At 73.5% G+C, this 15832-nt stretch carries 11 protein-coding genes and 1 riboswitch; of the genes, 2 read left to right on the top strand and 9 right to left on the bottom strand.

The features are described 5' to 3' along the window. Positions 1-47: 47 nt before the first annotated feature. From cobI to HUV60_RS26640, 9 genes are all read right to left on the bottom strand, one after another. Positions 48-815 (bottom strand): precorrin-2 C(20)-methyltransferase, encoded by a 768-nt coding sequence (gene cobI / locus HUV60_RS26600; protein WP_443047425.1) that lies wholly within the window; start codon positions 813-815, stop codon positions 48-50. After that, positions 800-2254: a cobyrinate a,c-diamide synthase gene (locus HUV60_RS26605; RefSeq protein WP_257849729.1), complete on the bottom strand. Its 1455-nt coding sequence runs from the start codon at positions 2252-2254 to the stop codon at positions 800-802. The genes cobI and HUV60_RS26605 overlap by 16 nt, the downstream gene beginning before the upstream one ends. Then, positions 2254-2853 carry a cob(I)yrinic acid a,c-diamide adenosyltransferase gene (cobO, locus tag HUV60_RS26610; RefSeq protein ID WP_257849730.1) on the bottom strand — a complete coding sequence of 200 codons (600 nt, stop codon included), beginning with the start codon at positions 2851-2853 and terminating at the stop codon, positions 2254-2256. The genes HUV60_RS26605 and cobO overlap by 1 nt, the downstream gene beginning before the upstream one ends. After that, complete coding sequence (locus HUV60_RS26615; protein ID WP_257849731.1) at positions 2853-4874, bottom strand: putative cobaltochelatase; 2022 nt, start codon at positions 4872-4874, stop codon at positions 2853-2855. The genes cobO and HUV60_RS26615 overlap by 1 nt, the downstream gene beginning before the upstream one ends. Beyond that, entirely contained in the window at positions 4871-8527 is a 3657-nt protein-coding gene (cobN, locus tag HUV60_RS26620) for a cobaltochelatase subunit CobN (protein ID WP_257849732.1), read from the bottom strand. The genes HUV60_RS26615 and cobN overlap by 4 nt, the downstream gene beginning before the upstream one ends. Then, positions 8524-10059 (bottom strand): cobyric acid synthase, encoded by a 1536-nt coding sequence (locus tag HUV60_RS26625; protein WP_257849733.1) that lies wholly within the window; start codon positions 10057-10059, stop codon positions 8524-8526. The genes cobN and HUV60_RS26625 overlap by 4 nt, the downstream gene beginning before the upstream one ends. Continuing rightward, positions 10056-11036 carry a cobalamin biosynthesis protein gene (locus HUV60_RS26630; RefSeq protein ID WP_257849734.1) on the bottom strand — a complete coding sequence of 327 codons (981 nt, stop codon included), beginning with the start codon at positions 11034-11036 and terminating at the stop codon, positions 10056-10058. The genes HUV60_RS26625 and HUV60_RS26630 overlap by 4 nt, the downstream gene beginning before the upstream one ends. Positions 11037-11158: 122 nt before the next feature. Next, positions 11159-11301, bottom strand: a riboswitch (cobalamin riboswitch). A gap of 142 nt (positions 11302-11443) precedes the next feature. Next, complete coding sequence (locus HUV60_RS26635) at positions 11444-11665, bottom strand: hypothetical protein (protein WP_257849735.1); 222 nt, start codon at positions 11663-11665, stop codon at positions 11444-11446. Between the two features lie 34 nt (positions 11666-11699). Beyond that, positions 11700-12941, bottom strand: a complete 1242-nt coding sequence (locus tag HUV60_RS26640) for an inorganic phosphate transporter (RefSeq protein ID WP_257849736.1) — start codon at positions 12939-12941, stop codon at positions 11700-11702. Positions 12942-13160: 219 nt separating this feature from the next. Here HUV60_RS26640 and HUV60_RS26645 point away from each other — a divergent pair, with 219 nt between their 5' ends. Next, positions 13161-13862 carry a class II aldolase/adducin family protein gene (locus HUV60_RS26645; RefSeq protein WP_257849737.1) on the top strand — a complete coding sequence of 234 codons (702 nt, stop codon included), beginning with the start codon at positions 13161-13163 and terminating at the stop codon, positions 13860-13862. A 587-nt stretch (positions 13863-14449) separates the two neighbouring features. Further along, positions 14450-15592, top strand: coding sequence for an alpha/beta hydrolase (locus HUV60_RS26650; RefSeq protein ID WP_257849738.1), 1143 nt, complete (start codon positions 14450-14452; stop codon positions 15590-15592). The last annotated feature ends 240 nt before the right edge of the window (positions 15593-15832 follow it).

Consider the following 15832-nt stretch of genomic DNA (forward strand, 5'->3'; position numbering starts at 1 on the left):
ATCCTCTCCTGCGGTTTCTGCGGGTCTTGCGGGTCCTGGGGCCGCGCTCACAACTTGCCGCCCCGCCCGCCGTCCCGCCGGGGCGGCGCGATGAGCGTCGACAGATAGGGCAGGGGCGAGCCGTCCAGCTCGGCGGCCGGCCGGACGAACTCCTCCGGCAGCCCGAGCGCCGCCCCCCACACGGCGTCCCCGATCCGCCCGCTCTCCCGCAGCGCCTCGGCCACCTCGCCCGCCCGCCGCCCGAACTTGTAGGCGACGACCGTGCCGGGCCCGGCCAGCGCGTCCTTGAGCACGGCGGACCCGGCGGTCACCGGCACCAGCGTCAGCGGCTCGGTCCCCTCGGTGAGCACCGCACCGGAACGCGCCGCCAGGTCCTGCATCGCGGTGATCCCCGGCACGGTCTCGACGACCGTCCCCGGCACCGACTCCGCGACGGTCTGGGCGAGATACGTGAACGTCGAGTACACGTTGGGATCACCGATGGTCGCGAACGCGACGTGACCGCTCTCCCGCAGCAGCCCGGCCACCCGCTCACCGGCCGCGTCCCATGCGGCCTCGCGCCGCGCCCGGTCGGTTCGCTCGTTCAGCGCGAACACCACCCGGACGACCTTCTCCCGGGGTACGTAGTGCAGCACGGTGGCCTCGGCCCGCCCCCGCTCCCCGCCGTCCTTTCCACCGGGCGCCGCCATCACGGGCACGACGACGACGTCGGCCGCGCGCAGGGCGTTCACCCCCTTCACGGTCACCAGTTCCGGATCGCCGGGGCCGACCCCGACCCCGATCAGCCTGTTCCTGCCGCTCATGACGTCCGGCACCTCTCGACGAACCGACGGGCCACACCGGGCTCGGACGCCCAGTGCGTGTGCAGATAGCTCGCGTGCACACCGCGCTGTACGAAGCCTTCGACGCGCGGTGCCGGTGCCCGCACACCCCACGCGGGATTGCCTCCCGCACCGGGCTCGACGGCGGTGCGGTGGAACTCGTGCCCCCGCACCCGCGCCCCGGCCCCGGCCAGCACGCTGTCGGACACCGCCACGGCGTCCCGGTAGCCCAGGGTGAGCCGCCCGGTCATCCGCGCGGAGGCGCCCAGCGTCCCGCACATGGGCAGCCCGTCCAACTCCCGGCACAGGTACAGCAGTCCCGCACACTCGGCGGCGACCGGCGCACCACTCTCCGCGAAAGCGCCGACGGCCTTCCTGAGCTGTTCGTTGGCGGACAGCTCGGAGGCGTACACCTCGGGAAACCCGCCGCCGATCACCAGCCCGCGGGTCCCGTCGGGCAGTCCCTCGTCCCGCAACGGATCGAAGACGACGACGTCGGCCCCGGCGGCGGCGAGCAACTCGGCCTGCTCGGCATAGGAAAACGTGAACGCGGCCCCACCGGCCACGGCGACCACCGGCAGCCCGCCCGGGGGCACCTCCCTGCTCGGAGAGCTCGGGGGAGCTTGAGGACGAGGCCGTTCAGGCCGGAAGCGGAGGTCCGGGGCCGGGGAGGGAAGGGGCGGCGGGAGCGGGGAAACCAGAGCCGTACCCGCATCCCACCCCGCACACGACAACGCCCCGGCCCCCCGGGCCAGCGAGACCAAGGCCTCCAGATCACACCCCCCAGCCACCTGCGCAGCCATCGCGCCGACCGCGTCGACCGCCCCCGCCCGCCGCTCGGCGACCGGCACCAGCCCCAGATGCCGGGACGGCGTCTCGGCCCGGGCGGCCCGCCGCAGAACACCCAGCACGGGCACGCCGACGGAGTCGAGCGCCTCCCGCAGCAACGCCTCGTGCCGGTCCGAGGCGACCTTGTTGAGGATCACGCCCCCGATCCGTACCTCCGGATCCCAGGAGACGAACCCGTGCACCAGCGCCGCCACCGACCGCGACTGCGCCGACGCGTCCACCACCAGCACCACCGGCGCCCGCAGCAGCTTCGCCACCTGGGCCGTGGAGGCCAGCTCCCCTTCGCCCGCGGCCCCGTCGTACAGCCCCATCACACCCTCGACGACCGCGATGTCACACCCGCGCGCCCCGTGCAGGAACAACGGCCCGATCAGCTCGGACCCGCACAGATACGCGTCCAGGTTGCGCCCCACGCGCCCGGTGGCGAGCGCGTGATACCCGGGGTCGATGTAGTCCGGCCCGACCTTGTGCGGGGACACGGCAAGCCCCCGCGCGGTGAGCGCGGCCATCAGCCCCGTGGCGACGGTGGTCTTGCCACTGCCCGAGGAGGGTGCGGCGACGACCAGCCGAGGCACCGACGACATCACCACTCGATGCCCCTCTGCCCCTTCTGCCCCGCGTCCATCGGATGCTTGACCTTGGACATGTCGGTGACCAGGTCGGCGAGTTCCACGAGCTGCTCCGGCGCGTTCCGCCCGGTGATCACGACATGCTGGGTCCCGGGCCGACCACGCAGCACCTCGACGACCTCGTCGGTGTCGACCCACCCCCAGTGCATCGGGTACGCGAACTCATCGAGAACGTACAGTTTGTACGTCTCGGCGGCCAGGTCCCGCTTGACCTGCTCCCAGCCCTCCCGGGCCTTCTCCTCGTTGTCCATCTGGGCGTCCCGCTGCACCCAGGACCAGCCCTCGCCCATCTTGTGCCACCCGACGCTGCCGCCCTCGCCGGAGGCACCGAGCACCCGCAGCGCGTTCTCCTCACCGACCTTCCACTTCGCCGACTTGACGAACTGGAACACCCCGATCGGCCAGCCCTGGTTCCAGGCCCGCAGCGCCAGCCCGAAGGCGGCCGTCGACTTGCCCTTCCCGATGCCCGTGTGTACGACGACCAGCGGACGATTGCGCCGCTGCCGGGTCGTCAGCCCGTCGTCCGGTACGACACTCGGCTGTCCCTTCGGCACTACGCGGCCCTCCTCGCGCCGGTGGCCCCCTGCACGTCCCTGACCAGCCCGGCGATCGAGTCCGCCCGCAGCTCGTCCAGCGTCACCGCCGCTCCCCCCAGCTCACCCGCGAGCTGCCCGGCGAGTCCCAGCCGCACCGGCCCCGACTCGCAGTCCACGACCACGCAGGCCGTCCCCTCGGCGGCGAACAGCCGTGCCGCCCGCCCGGCGAGGGCGACCGGCTCGGGGCCGCCGGTGGCCCGTCCGTCCGTCACCACGACCACCAGCGCCCGCCGCGCGGGGTCGCGCAACCGCTCCACACGCAGCACGTCGTGCGCCTTGAGCAGCCCGGCCGCCAGCGGCGTACGCCCGCCGGTCGGCAGCGACTCCAGCCGGACCGCCGCCGCGTCCACGGAGGAGGTCGGCGGCAGTACGACCTCGGCCGCCGACCCGCGGAAGGTCACCAGCCCCACCTTGTCCCGCCGCTGGTAGGCGTCGAGCAGCAGCGACAGCACGGCACCCTTGACGGCACTCATCCGCTGCCGCGCAGCCATCGATCCGGAGGCGTCCACGACGAACAGCACGAGATTGGACTCGTGGCCCTCCCGCACCGCCTGCCTGAGATCGTCCCGCCGGACCACCAGCCCCGGGCCGCTGCGCCCCCGCGCCCGCTGATGCGGCGCGGCGGCCTGCACGGTGGCCGCCAGGTGCAGCCCGGTCAGCGCACCCCGGGGCCGCCGGGCCCCTGTGGTCCGCCCGTGCTCGGCCCGCGCCCGCGAGCGCCGCCCGGCGACACCCTCGCCGAGCCCGGGCACGCTCAGCACCTTCGTACGGAAGGGCTCGGCGGCACGCGCCGGAGTCCGCTCGCCCGCTCCGCCACCGGAACCCGGCTGCGGCTCGCTGCCCTCCCCGGCCTCGGGCCGGGCGACGGTGTCACCGTCGCTCTGCGGGCCGTCGTCGGGCTGGGGCTGCCCGCCGGGGCCACCGCCGGGCCCCGGGCCGGGATCGTCGTCGCCCTCGTCCCCACCGGGGCCGCCGAACTCCTCCAGCGTCTCGTCGAGCTTGTCCTCGTCGAGACCGGGCGCGTCGAAGGGCGAACGGCGCCTGCGGTGCGGCAGTGCCAGCAACGCGGCCTGCCGTACGTCCTCGGCGAGCACGTCGGTCCGCCCGGCCCAGGCCGCCAGCGCGGTCGCCGTGCGCGCCATCACGATGTCGGCCCGCATGCCGTCCACCTCGAACGCGGCACAGGTCGCCGCGATCTGCCGCAGCGCCCCGTCGCCGAGCCGCACCGACGGCAGCAGTTCCCGCGCCGCCACGATCCGCGCCCGTACGGCGGCCTCCTCGCCGGCCCAGCGGGCGGCGAAGCCGGCCGGGTCGTCGTCGTACGCCAGCCGCCGCCTGACGACCTCCACCCGCTGGTCGGGCTCGCGCGAGGCCGTGACCTCGACGGTCAGCCCGAACCGGTCGAGGAGCTGGGGCCGCAGCTCGCCCTCCTCGGGATTCATGGTCCCGACGAGCAGGAAACGGGCCGCGTGGCGCACGGAGACGCCTTCGCGCTCGACGTACGAGGCGCCCATCGCGGCGGCGTCGAGCAGGAGGTCGACGAGGTGATCGTGCAGGAGATTGACCTCGTCGACGTAGAGGATCCCGCGATGCGCGTCGGCGAGCAGGCCCGGTTCGAAGGCTTTGACGCCCTCGGAGAGCGCCCGCTCGATGTCGAGTGCGCCCACCAGCCGGTCCTCGGAGGCGCCGACGGGCAGTTCGACCATCCGAGCCGGCCTCTCGGCCCCGGGCCCCGGCTCGTGCGGCCCGTCCGGGCACGCGGGGTCGGGGGAGCGGGGGGCACAGGAGAAACGGCACCCGGAGACGACGTCCACCGCCGGCAGGAGCGCCGAAAGGGCACGCACGGCCGTGGACTTGGCGGTGCCTTTCTCACCACGGACCAGTACGCCACCGACCTGCGACGACACCGCGTTGAGCAGCAGTGCGAGCCGTAGGTCGTCCTGGCCGACAACGGCCGTGAACGGGAACGGGGTGGTCACTTGTCGTCACCCTCCAAGTCGCCTTCGAGCTCCAGATAGGTGGCACGCAGCCGCTCGAGTGTGTCCGCGTCCGGCTCCGCCCACAGACCGCGGTCGGCGGCCTCCAGCAAGCGTTCGGTAATGCCCCTCAGGGCCCAGGGATTGGACTTGCGCATGAAGTCCTGGTTCTCGGTGTCGAAGACGTACTCCGCGCTGAGCTTCTCGTACATCCAGTCGTCCACGACCCCGGCCGTGGCGTCGTACCCGAAGAGGTAGTCCACGGTGGCCGCCATCTCGAAGGCGCCCTTGTAGCCGTGCCGGCGCATGGCCGCCATCCAGCGCGGGTTGACCACCCGGGCCCGGAAGACCCGGTGCGTCTCCTCGCCCAGCGTCCGGGTCCTCACCTGGTCCGGGGTCGCCGAGTCGCCGACGTACGCCTCCGGGCTCGTGCCCGTCAGGTGCCGCACCATGGCGACCATGCCGCCGTGGTACTGGAAGTAGTCGTCCGCGTCGACGAGATCGTGCTCGCGCGTGTCGACGTTCTTCGCCGCCACCGCGATCCGCCGGAACGCCGTCTCCATGTCGCCGCGCGCCGCCCGCCCGTCGAGCCCGCGCCCGTAGGCGTAACCGCCCCAGACCGCGTACACCTCGGCGAGGTCCGCGTCGGAGCGCCAGTTGCGGGCGTCGATCAGCGGCAGCAGGCCGGCACCGTACGCGCCCGGCTTGGAGCCGAAGATGCGGGCGGTGGCCCGCCGCCGGTCGCCGTGTTCGGCGGTGTCCGCGTCGGCGTGCGCCTTCACGAAGTTCGACTCCGCGGGCTCGTCCAGTCCGGCCACCGCCCGTACCGCGTCGTCGATCAGCCCCACCACGTGCGGGAAGGCGTCCCGGAAGAACCCGGAGATGCGGACCGTGACGTCGATGCGCGGCCGGCCCAGCTCCTCCGAAGGGACCACCTCGAAGCCGGTCACCCGGCGCGACGCGTCGTCCCACACCGGGCGGCAGCCCAGCAGCGCCAGGATCTCGGCGATGTCGTCGCCCTGGGTGCGCATCGCTGACGTGCCCCACACCGTCAGACCGACCGACTTCGGGTACTCGCCCGTGTCCTGCAGATACCGCTGGACCAGTGAGTCCGCCAGCGACTGCCCCACCTCCCAGCTCAGCCGGGACGGAATGGCCTTGGGGTCGACGGAGTAGAAGTTCCGGCCGGTCGGGAGCACGTTGACCAGCCCGCGCGTCGGTGAACCGGACGGGCCCGCCGGGACGTATCCGCCGTCCAGCGCGCGCAGGATGTGCCCGATCTCGTCCGTCGTCCGGGCGAGCCGGGGCACGACCTCGGTGCAGGCGAACTCCACCACGGCCACCGCGCCCGGGAGTTCGGCGCCCAGCACCTCACGCACCAGCGGCGCGCTCTCCTCGACCGCCCAGCAGCGCTCCTCCATGCCCTCCGCGATCCGCCGGCACAACTGCTCCAGCAGGTCGACCGCGTCGGCGGCCGAGCGGGCCGGGCCGTCCACCAGTTCCGTCAGTTCCACCGGTGCCTTCACCGGGGCGCCGGGCTCGGCCAGCAACTCCTTCTCCACCAGCCCGAAGTGCTCGGCGAGCGAGGCCCGCAGGCCCGGCAGCGCGTTCGCCCGACCGCCCCACACCTGCGAGGCACGCAGCACCGCGAGCACCAGGTTGACGCGCGGCTCGCCGACCGGGCCGCCGCCGAGGATGTGCAGACCGTCTCTGATCTGCACGTCCTTGATCTCGCACAGGTAACCGTCGATGTGCATGACGAACGAGTCGAAGTCGTCGTCGTCCGGCTGGTCGTCCACATGCAGGTCGTGATGCAGCTCGGCGGCTTTGACCAGGGTCCAGATCTGCGCCCGTACCGCCGGGGCCTTCTCCGGGTCCAGGTCGGAGACGAGCGCGTACTCGTCGAGGAGCTGCTCCAGTTTCGCCAGGTCGCCGTAGGTGTCGGCACGCGCCATCGGCGGGACGAGGTGATCGACCACCGTCGCGTGCCCGCGACGCTTGGCCTGGGTGCCCTCACCGGGGTCGTTGACGATGAACGGGTAGATCAGCGGGAGGTCGCCGAGAACCGCGTCCGGAGCGCAGCCCGCGCTCAGCCCGAGGCCCTTGCCGGGCAGCCACTCCATCGTGCCGTGCTTGCCCATGTGCACGATCGCGTCGGCGCCGAAACTGTTCTCCAGCCAGCGGTAGGCGGCCAGGTAGTGGTGCGACGGCGGTATGTCGGGGTCGTGGTAGATCGCGATGGGGTTCTCGCCGAAGCCGCGCGGCGGCTGGATCACCACCACGACGTTCCCGAACCGGAGGGAGGCCAGCACGATGTCGTCGCCGTCGACGTACAGCGAGCCGGGCGGCTCTCCCCACGTCTCGGTCATCGCGTCCCGCAGCGCCGGGTCCAGCGTCCGGAACCACGCCCGGTAGTCCGCCAGCGGCACCCGCGCGGGCGCGGCCGCCAGCTGGTCCTCCGTCAGCCACTCGACGTCGTGGCCGCCCGCCGCGATGAGCCGGTGGATCAGCTCGTCGCCGCCGGAGGGGTAGTCGGTGAGCGTGTACCCGGCGTCCCGCAGCGCGTCCAGCACCCGCACCGCCGAGGCGGGGGTGTCCAGGCCGACCGCGTTGCCGACGCGCGAGTGCTTGGTCGGATACGCGGTGAAGACCAGCGCGAGCTTCTTCTCGGCGTTCGCCTTGTGCTTCAGTGCCGCGTGCCGCACGGCGATCCCGGCGACCCGCGAGGCCCGCTCGGGGTCGGCGACGTAGACCGGGACGTCGTCAGGGCCCTGCTCCTTGAAGGAGAAGGGGACCGTGACCAGGCGGCCGTCGAACTCCGGGATGGCGACCTGCATCGCCGCATCCATGGGGGAGAGGGCGGCGTCCGAGGCCTCCCAGGCGGCCCGTGACGAGGTCAGGCACAGCCCTTGCAGCACCGGCACGTTCAGGTCGGCGAGGGCACCGATGTCCCAGGCCTCCTCGTCGCCGCCCGCCGACGCCTGCGAGGCGTGCGTGCCGCCGGACGCGAGCACCGTGGCGACCAGTGTGTCCGCGCGCCCGAGGATCCCGTACAGCCCGGGGTCGGCGCCGCGCAGCGAACCGCAGTACACCGGCAGGGCGTTGGCGCCGCGCGCCTCGATCGCGTCGCACAGGGTTTCCACGAAGGCGGTGTTGCCGCTCAGTTCATGGGCCCGGTAGAAGAGCACACCGACGGTCGGGCGGCCCTCCCGTACGGCGCGGGTGCCGTGGACGCCGTACTCCGGCATCCTCCGCGGCTGTTCGAACCCCTCGCCGGTGAGCAGCACGGTGTCCGACAGGAACCGGGCCAGCTCGGTCAGGTTGTCCGGGCCGCCCTCCACGAGGTACTCCAGCGCCTCCGCCACGACACCGGCGGGCACCGACGACTCGGCCATCAGCTCCGCGTCCGGCACGGCCTCCCCGCCGAGCAGCACTGTCGGGATCCCGGAGGCCCTGAGCGCCGCGAGCCCGTCCTCCCATGCGCGCTTGCCGCCCAGCAGCCGTACGACGACGAGGTCCGCGCCGTCCAGCAGCGCGGGCAGCCCGGCCGTCACGTCCACGCGGGTCGGGTTGCCGATCCGGTAGGACGCGCCGGTGACGGCGCGGGCCGCCAGCAGATCGGTATCGGCGGTAGACAACAACAACACTGTGCTCATGCGGGCGCTCCCGGTGGAATGAAAGGCAGTCCTTGCGGCGCGCCGGACTCGATGAGCCGCCACAGCGCGTCCGTGTCCGCGTGCTGTTCGATCAGGTCGCCGAGCCGGTCGAGCTGCTCCTCGCGCAGCGCGGCGAACGAGGTGCCGGGGGCGGGTACGAAACGGCGCCCCGCGGCGGCGGCCACCTCGTGCAGGAAGGCCCGGCGGAACCCGTCCGACTCCAGCGAGCCGTGCCAGTGCGTGCCCCAGGCCGCTTCGACCCGGCAGCCGTCCAGGCTGTGTCCCCGGTCGTCGGAGATGAACACCTCACCTCCCCGTACGTCGGCGACCCCGTGGTGGATCTCGTAGCCCTCGACGGGCTCCCCGAGGGCCTGTCCGACGGGCCGCGCGAGTGTCTTCTCCCGCGCGAACCGGACCCGTACGGGCAGGATGCCGAGCCCGTCGACCCGGCCGGCGCGGCTTTCCACGTCGTCCTCGATGCGCTCGCCGAGGATCTGGAAGCCGCCGCAGATCCCGAGTACGGGCCGCCCCTCGGCCGCCCGCCGCCCCAGCGCGTGGGCGAGCCCGCGCTCCCGCAGCCACTGAAGCGCCCGTACGGTGCCGCGTGTCCCCGGCACCACCACGAGGTCGGCGTCGGCCAGTTCCTCGGGCCGGTCCACGAAGCGGACCACGACGCCCGGTTCGGCGGCCAGCGCGTCCACGTCCGTGAAGTTGGACATCAGCGGCACCGCGCACACGGCGACCCGCAGCACGTCCTCGCCGACCGGCGCGGCGACCGCGGACTCCCGCACGGCGCCCCGCAGGGACACCGCCAGTCCGTCCTCCTCGTCGATACCGAGCCCGTGGCGGAAGGGCAGCACGCCGTACGTGTGCCGCCCGGTGAGACCGTGCAGCATGTCCAGGCCCGGCTCGAGGAGCGACACATCGCCCCGGAACTTGTTCACCAGGAACCCGGCGACCAGTTCCTGGTCCTCGGGGGACAGCAGCGCGACGGTGCCGAAGAAGGAGGCGAAGACGCCGCCGCGGTCGATGTCGCCGACGACGAGGACGGGGAGCCCGGCGTTCCTGGCGATCCCCATGTTGACGATGTCGGTGCGCCGCAGGTTGATCTCGGCCGGGCTGCCGGCCCCTTCGCAGATCACCGCGTCATACGTGCCCCGCAACTGTGCGAGACAGTCCAGCACCGTGCCCAGGAGTTGCTGTTGCCGCCCGCCGTGGTAGCCGCGCGCGCTCAGCTCTCCGACCGCCCGGCCCAGCAGGACGACCTGGCTGCTCCGTTCCCCGCCGGGCTTGAGCAGCACCGGGTTCATCAGCGCGTGCGGCTCCACCCGGCAGGCCTGGGCCTGCATGGCCTGCGCCCGGCCGATCTCGGCGCCCTCCCGCGTCACGAACGAGTTCAGCGACATGTTCTGCGCCTTGAACGGCGCGACCTTGACGCCCTGCCGCACCAGCCACCGGCAGATCCCGGCGGTCACCACACTCTTGCCGGCGTCCGACGTCGTACCGGCGACCAGCAGGCCCCCACCGCTCATGACGTACGTCCCTTCCCGCGGCGCGCCGACCGCATCGCCGCTCGCACCGCGGGCCGCGCGACGGCGCCGGCACCGAGCGCCAGCCAGCCGACGCGGCGCGAGAGCCGTACCGCGCGGTCGATGTCCTCAACGGCCACGGCACGGCCGCCGCCGTTGAGGACGGGCCGGTGCTCGACCCGCCCGGCGTAGGACAGCGTCCCTCCGAGCCGCACGCCGAGCGCGCCCGCGAAGGACGCCTCCACGGGCCCGGCGTTGGGACTCGGATGCGTGGCGGCATCCGCGCGCCAGGCCCGCACCGCGCCCCGCGGGTCCGGCCCGGCGGCCGAGGCGAGGACGGCGGTCAGCCGCGCCCCGGGCCACCCGGCGACGTCGTCGAGGCGCGCGGAGGCCCAGCCGTAGCGCAGGTGGCGGGGGGACTTGTGGCCGACCATGGCGTCCAGGGTGTTGACGGCCCGGAACCCGAGCAGCCCCGGCACACCGGCGAAGGCCCCCCACACCAGGGCGCCCACCACGGCGTCGGAGGTGTTCTCGGCGACGGACTCCACGACCGCGCGGGCGATCCCGTCGGCGTCCAGTGCCTGCGGGTCCCGCCCGCACAGGTGCGGCAGCCGCGCCCGTGCCGCGGCGATGCCCTCGGCGGTCCCGGACTCCAGGGCGCGCCCGATGGCTCGGGCCTCCCGGGCCAGCGACGTCCCTCCGACGACGGCCCAGGTGGCCGCGCCGGTCAGGGCGACGGAGGCGGCGGGGGAGGACCGCACACAGCGGGCGGCCAGGCTCCCCAGAGCGACGGCCCCGCCGACGCAGATGGCGGTGTGCAGCGCGCCCCGGCCCCGGTCGTCCCGCCACAGCATGTGTTCCACGGCAGCCGCGGCCCGCCCGAAAGCGGCGACCGGATGCCCTCGGCGGGGATCGCCGAGGAGCAGGTCGCCGAGGAGGCCGGCAGCGGCGCCGTACGCGAACGCGCGATCGGCACCCATGGGTTCAGCCGGTGAGGGATCCGGTGGGGGCGGTCGCCCCGGGCGGGGGCGGGGCGTCGTTGGTCGACCTCGACAGGCAGCCGGGCATGACGATATGTCCTCACTCAGGGTGTCCACGCCCTGGTTCGACGAGACCGGCGGCGAGAGTTCCTGGCTCCCGGGGTGGTTCACCCCGGTGACAGTGGCGGGACCGCGCCGGAATCGCACCGGCTTCCTCTCCTGCCGCCCGTAGTGGCTTCGGCAGTCCACCATGGTCCGGAAGAACCGTCAACTTGCCGTTGACCTGCGAGGCTGAAGTGTGCTGAGGCCCACAGAGGGGTTCGGGAGGGTGAACCCCGAAGGCGGCACGGGCACGGTGAACGGGCGGTACGGAGGCAACGCGCCCCGCACCGCCCGTCGCGCGGCCGTCAGGCCATGATCAGGTGGATCCCGTACGCCACCGCCGCCGCGCACGCCGCGAAGCAGGCGTAGGCACCGGTGACCGCGAGGGCCGCGGACCCGCCCTGGGCGGCGGCCCGTTCACGGCGGGACAGGCCGGTGATGCCCAAGGTGAACAGGGCCACCAGCGCCACGGTGACCACGAGGCTGACGCCGAAGACGGAACCGAGGGCGGCCCAGTCGATCTTCATGGTGCTCTTCTTCCTTCGCGTCCTGCTGTGGGGGTCAGACCGTGGTCTTGGCCGGAGGGGCCGTCGGGTCGGCGGGGGCCGGGACGGTGGCCGAGAGTTCGTCGCTCACGTGGCCCGCCGGCGGGATGGCCACCGCGGCCATGGCCGCGGTCACGACGCCGCTCTGTTCCTCGTCGGTCTCGTTCACGTTGGTGTGGTCGATGACCTCGCGCCGGGAGATCTTCCAGATCGCCGCGCTGGAGCCGACCAGGAAGACGGCGACGAGGGCGGTGCCCCAGCCGCCGAAGCCGCAGACCCACTCCGCGATCGCCGCGACCAGGGCCGCCGCAGGCAGCGTCAGGCCCCAGGCGACGAACATCCGGGTGGCCGTCGACCAGCGGACCACGCCGCCCTTGCGGCCCAGGCCCGCACCCATCACCGAACCCGAGACCGAGTGCGTGGTGGACAGGGAGAAACCGAGGTGGGAGGAGGCCAGGATGACCGTCGCGGCGCTGGTCTGGGCGGCGAAGCCCTGCTGCGGCTGGAGGTCGGTCAGGCCCTTGCCCATGGTGCGGATGATGCGCCAGCCGCCGAGGTAGGTGCCGAGCGCGATGGCGATGCCCGCGGAGAGGATGACCCACATCGGCGGGTCGGAGTCCGGGGCGAGGGTGCCGCCGGTGACCAGGGCCAGGGTGATGATGCCCATCGTCTTCTGGGCGTCGTTGGTGCCGTGGGCCAGGGAGACCAGGCCGGCGGAGGCGATCTGTCCGGCCCGGTACCCCTTCTCGGAGGCCTTGCTGTCGGCCGATTTGCGGCCCATGCGGTAGGTCAGCCGGGTCGCGAACATCGCGGCCAGGCCGGCGACCAGCGGCGCGGCGATCGCGGGGATCAGTACCTTGGTGACCAGGACGTCGCCGTGCACGGCGCCGAAGCCCGCCGAGGCGACGGTGGCGCCGATCAGGCCGCCCATCAGGGCGTGCGAGGAACTGGACGGCAGACCGACCAGCCAGGTCAGGAGGTTCCAGAGGATCGCGCCGACCAGTGCGGCGAAGATGACCTCGGGACGGATGCCGGCCTCGTCGACGAGGCCCTTGGAGATCGTGTTGGCGACCTCCACGGAGAGGAAGGCGCCCACCAGGTTGAGCACGGCGGACATGGCCACCGCAACCTTGGGCTTGAGAGCACCGGTCGAAATGGTCGTCGCCATCGCGTTCGCGGTGTCGTGGAAACCGTTCGTGAAATCAAACGCGAGTGCGGTTACTACCACAATCGCGAGGATCAGCGAGAAGCTTTCCATTTACCCAGGCAATCGTTCGAAGTCATTGGCGCGTTGAACGTAAGTAACCTGAATGAACGGAAGATGAACTGGGATGGGCGTCGGAGTGACCGTGGTGAAGCCGGATGCTCCACGGTCGGCCGGAAGCGGCTGCGGACGGTCGGCCGGAAGCGGGTGGGCACGGCCGGGAGCCGAAGGCACGCCGTTGAAGAGATTTCGGTCACCCGGCAGGATCACGGCATGGCTGAGCAACAGGTCGACCGGCGGGACACGAAGAAGCGGTGGGAGCGGCCGGCGAGCGACGAGGAGGCCCGCGCCTGGACCGCCCTCGTCGGGGCGGCCCGCCGAACCGCCGCGGACGGGCTCGTCGTCGGGACCTCCGGCAACGTCTCGCTGCGGGTGGGGGAGACCGTGCTGGTCACCCCCTCGGGCGTGCCCTACGACCGGCTGACGCCGGACGACGTGACCGGCGTCGACCTCACCGGCCGGCAAATCCTCGGCACCCTGGCCCCGACCAGCGAGCTGCCCATGCATCTCGCGGTGTACCGCACGACCGGCGCCCGCGCGGTGGTGCACACCCACGCCGTGCACGCGACGGCCGTCTCCACACTTGTCGACGAACTCCCGCTGATCCACTACATGGCCGCCGCGCTCGGCGGACCCGCACGGGTGGCCCCGTACGCGACCTACGGCACCGACGAGCTGGCCGAGAACATGCTGCGCGCCCTCGAGGACCGCGCCGGCTGCCTCCTCCAGAACCACGGCACCGTCACCTACGGCACGACCCTCGACCAGGCCTACGACCGCACCGCCCAGCTGGAGTGGATGTGCAGACTCTGGCTGACCGCCTCGTCCGTCCCCGGCCGCTCCCCGAACCTCCTGTCGGCCGAGCGGCTCGCAGAGGTCACGAACCGCCTGCAGAGCTACGGCCGGCCCGGCTGACCGGCTGTGGCGGGCGGCGGGGCGGAGCAGGGCCCGGAACGGCCGGCCGCACCGGCGGCGTCTCCCACGGTGGGCGTCCACTGGCCGGGGGCCGGCCGGGTGACCGATTCCCGGGCCGGCCGGCCGACGGAGGCCCTCCCGGGCCGTCCAGGCGCTCACGGGCAGCGCGGCCGAGCGGCCGGTGGGGGCGGCACACTCCGGGAGCGGTTGACCGCCGCCGCCGGTGGGGTCCCCCGGCGGGCGGTCCACAGCGTGGCCGGATGGCCGGCCGGCCCGGTCGGCTTCCGGGACTGACGGCGGGGACCACGTGCCGGCCGGATCGTCCACGGGCTCATGTGTTCACGGGCAGCGCGGCCGGACCGACCGATGCCGGAGGGCGCCGCCGGCGTCGCCCGGAGCGGCCGGCCGACGCCGGTGGCGGCCCGGGTAACGTCCATCGACCGTGTGACCGGGCCCTCGGCGGCTCGGCTGCCCGGCGCCCGGGCACCCCGGTTGCCGCCCGTCCCGGCGACTCGGCGTACCCGGGGGCCCGGTCCCGTGCACCCGCCGGGGTGGCCGGGCGGCAGGTCCGCCGGGACACTGGGTGGGTGCGTACTGTCAGAGCGACGGCCGCTGCCGTCACCGCCGTGATAGGGGCCTCCGTCGCCGCGGTGGCGGTCGGCAGGCTTGCCAGCGACGCCGCCCTCAAGGCGCCGCCGGGCAGACCCCTGCCCGCCGAACCCCGGCTCACCGTCCACGGCGTCGCCGCCGGACAGGTCATCCTCACCCGGCACCTCGCCGCGCTGCGGCCCGGTCGCTACGGCCTCGCCGGTGACGGCGCGCACACGGTCGTCGGTCCCGTCCTGGACGACGTTCCGTCCTCCGCCGACACCGTCGTACGCCGGGTCGAACGCGTCGTACGGGGCGGTCTTGAGCCCGGCGACCGGGTCTGGTTCACCCCGAACCTCTACGTCGGCGATCCGGGGACCGCCCTGGGCCTGGACCACACCGACGTCGACGTCCCCGGCGAACTCGGCCCTCTCCCCGCCTGGTTCGTGCCGGGCGTCCGGGACACCTGGGTGCTGGCGGTGCACGGACTCGGCACCACCCGGGAACACACCATGAACCTCATGGAGTTCCTGCACCGGTACCACTTCCCGGTGCTCGCCCTCGCCTACCGGGGCGACCGGGGCGCGCCGCGCTCGCCCGACGGCCTCAGCCACCTCGGCGAGACCGAGTGGCGAGACCTCGACGCGGCGATCAGCTACGCGGTGGACGCCGGCGCCCGGCAGGTCGTTCTGCTCGGCTGGTCCACCGGCGCGACCATGGCCCTGCGCGCCGCCGCCCGCTCCGGACTGCGCGACCATGTCGCCGGGCTGGTCCTGGACTCCCCGGTGCTCAGCTGGGAATCGACACTCCGGGCCCTCGCCACCGCCCGCCGTACGCCCGGCGCGCTGCTGCCGCTGGCGGTCCGCGCCGCCCAGGGCCGCACCGGCCGCCACGGCGACCACCACCACGGTGGCCACCGCCCCGGCACCCCAGGGCCGGAGCGCGTCGGCATCCCCACCCTGATCGTCCACGGACCCGGCGACACGGTGGCCCCCTGGCTGCCCTCCCGCCGCCTGGCCGCCGCCCAGCCCAACACGGTCACCCTGCACACGGTCGACGACGCTTCGCACGGCGCGATGTGGAACGCCGACCCGCACACCTACGAAGAGGTGCTGCGCCGCTTCCTCACCCCTTTCATGTGACCGCCGCGCACCGCACCGGCCATCCCGGAGGCGGCCCGCGGGACCGGCCGTCACGGCCTTCCCGCGGGCCGCCGCCCGGATTCCGCTCCGTGACGTGTCCCCGGCATGTCCCGGCCTGTTTCCTTCCTCGGACCGCCGGTGCTCCCCGGTGCGTTGGCCTTCCCCTTCGCCGCGTGTGACATTCCGTTTGGGTTTTCGGACCGTCAACCGCGAGACTGCACCCGTGACGTCCCGTATCCC

It is taken from the genome of Streptomyces sp. KMM 9044 (genome assembly GCF_024701375.2).
Taxonomy (GTDB): Bacteria; Actinomycetota; Actinomycetes; order Streptomycetales; family Streptomycetaceae; genus Streptomyces.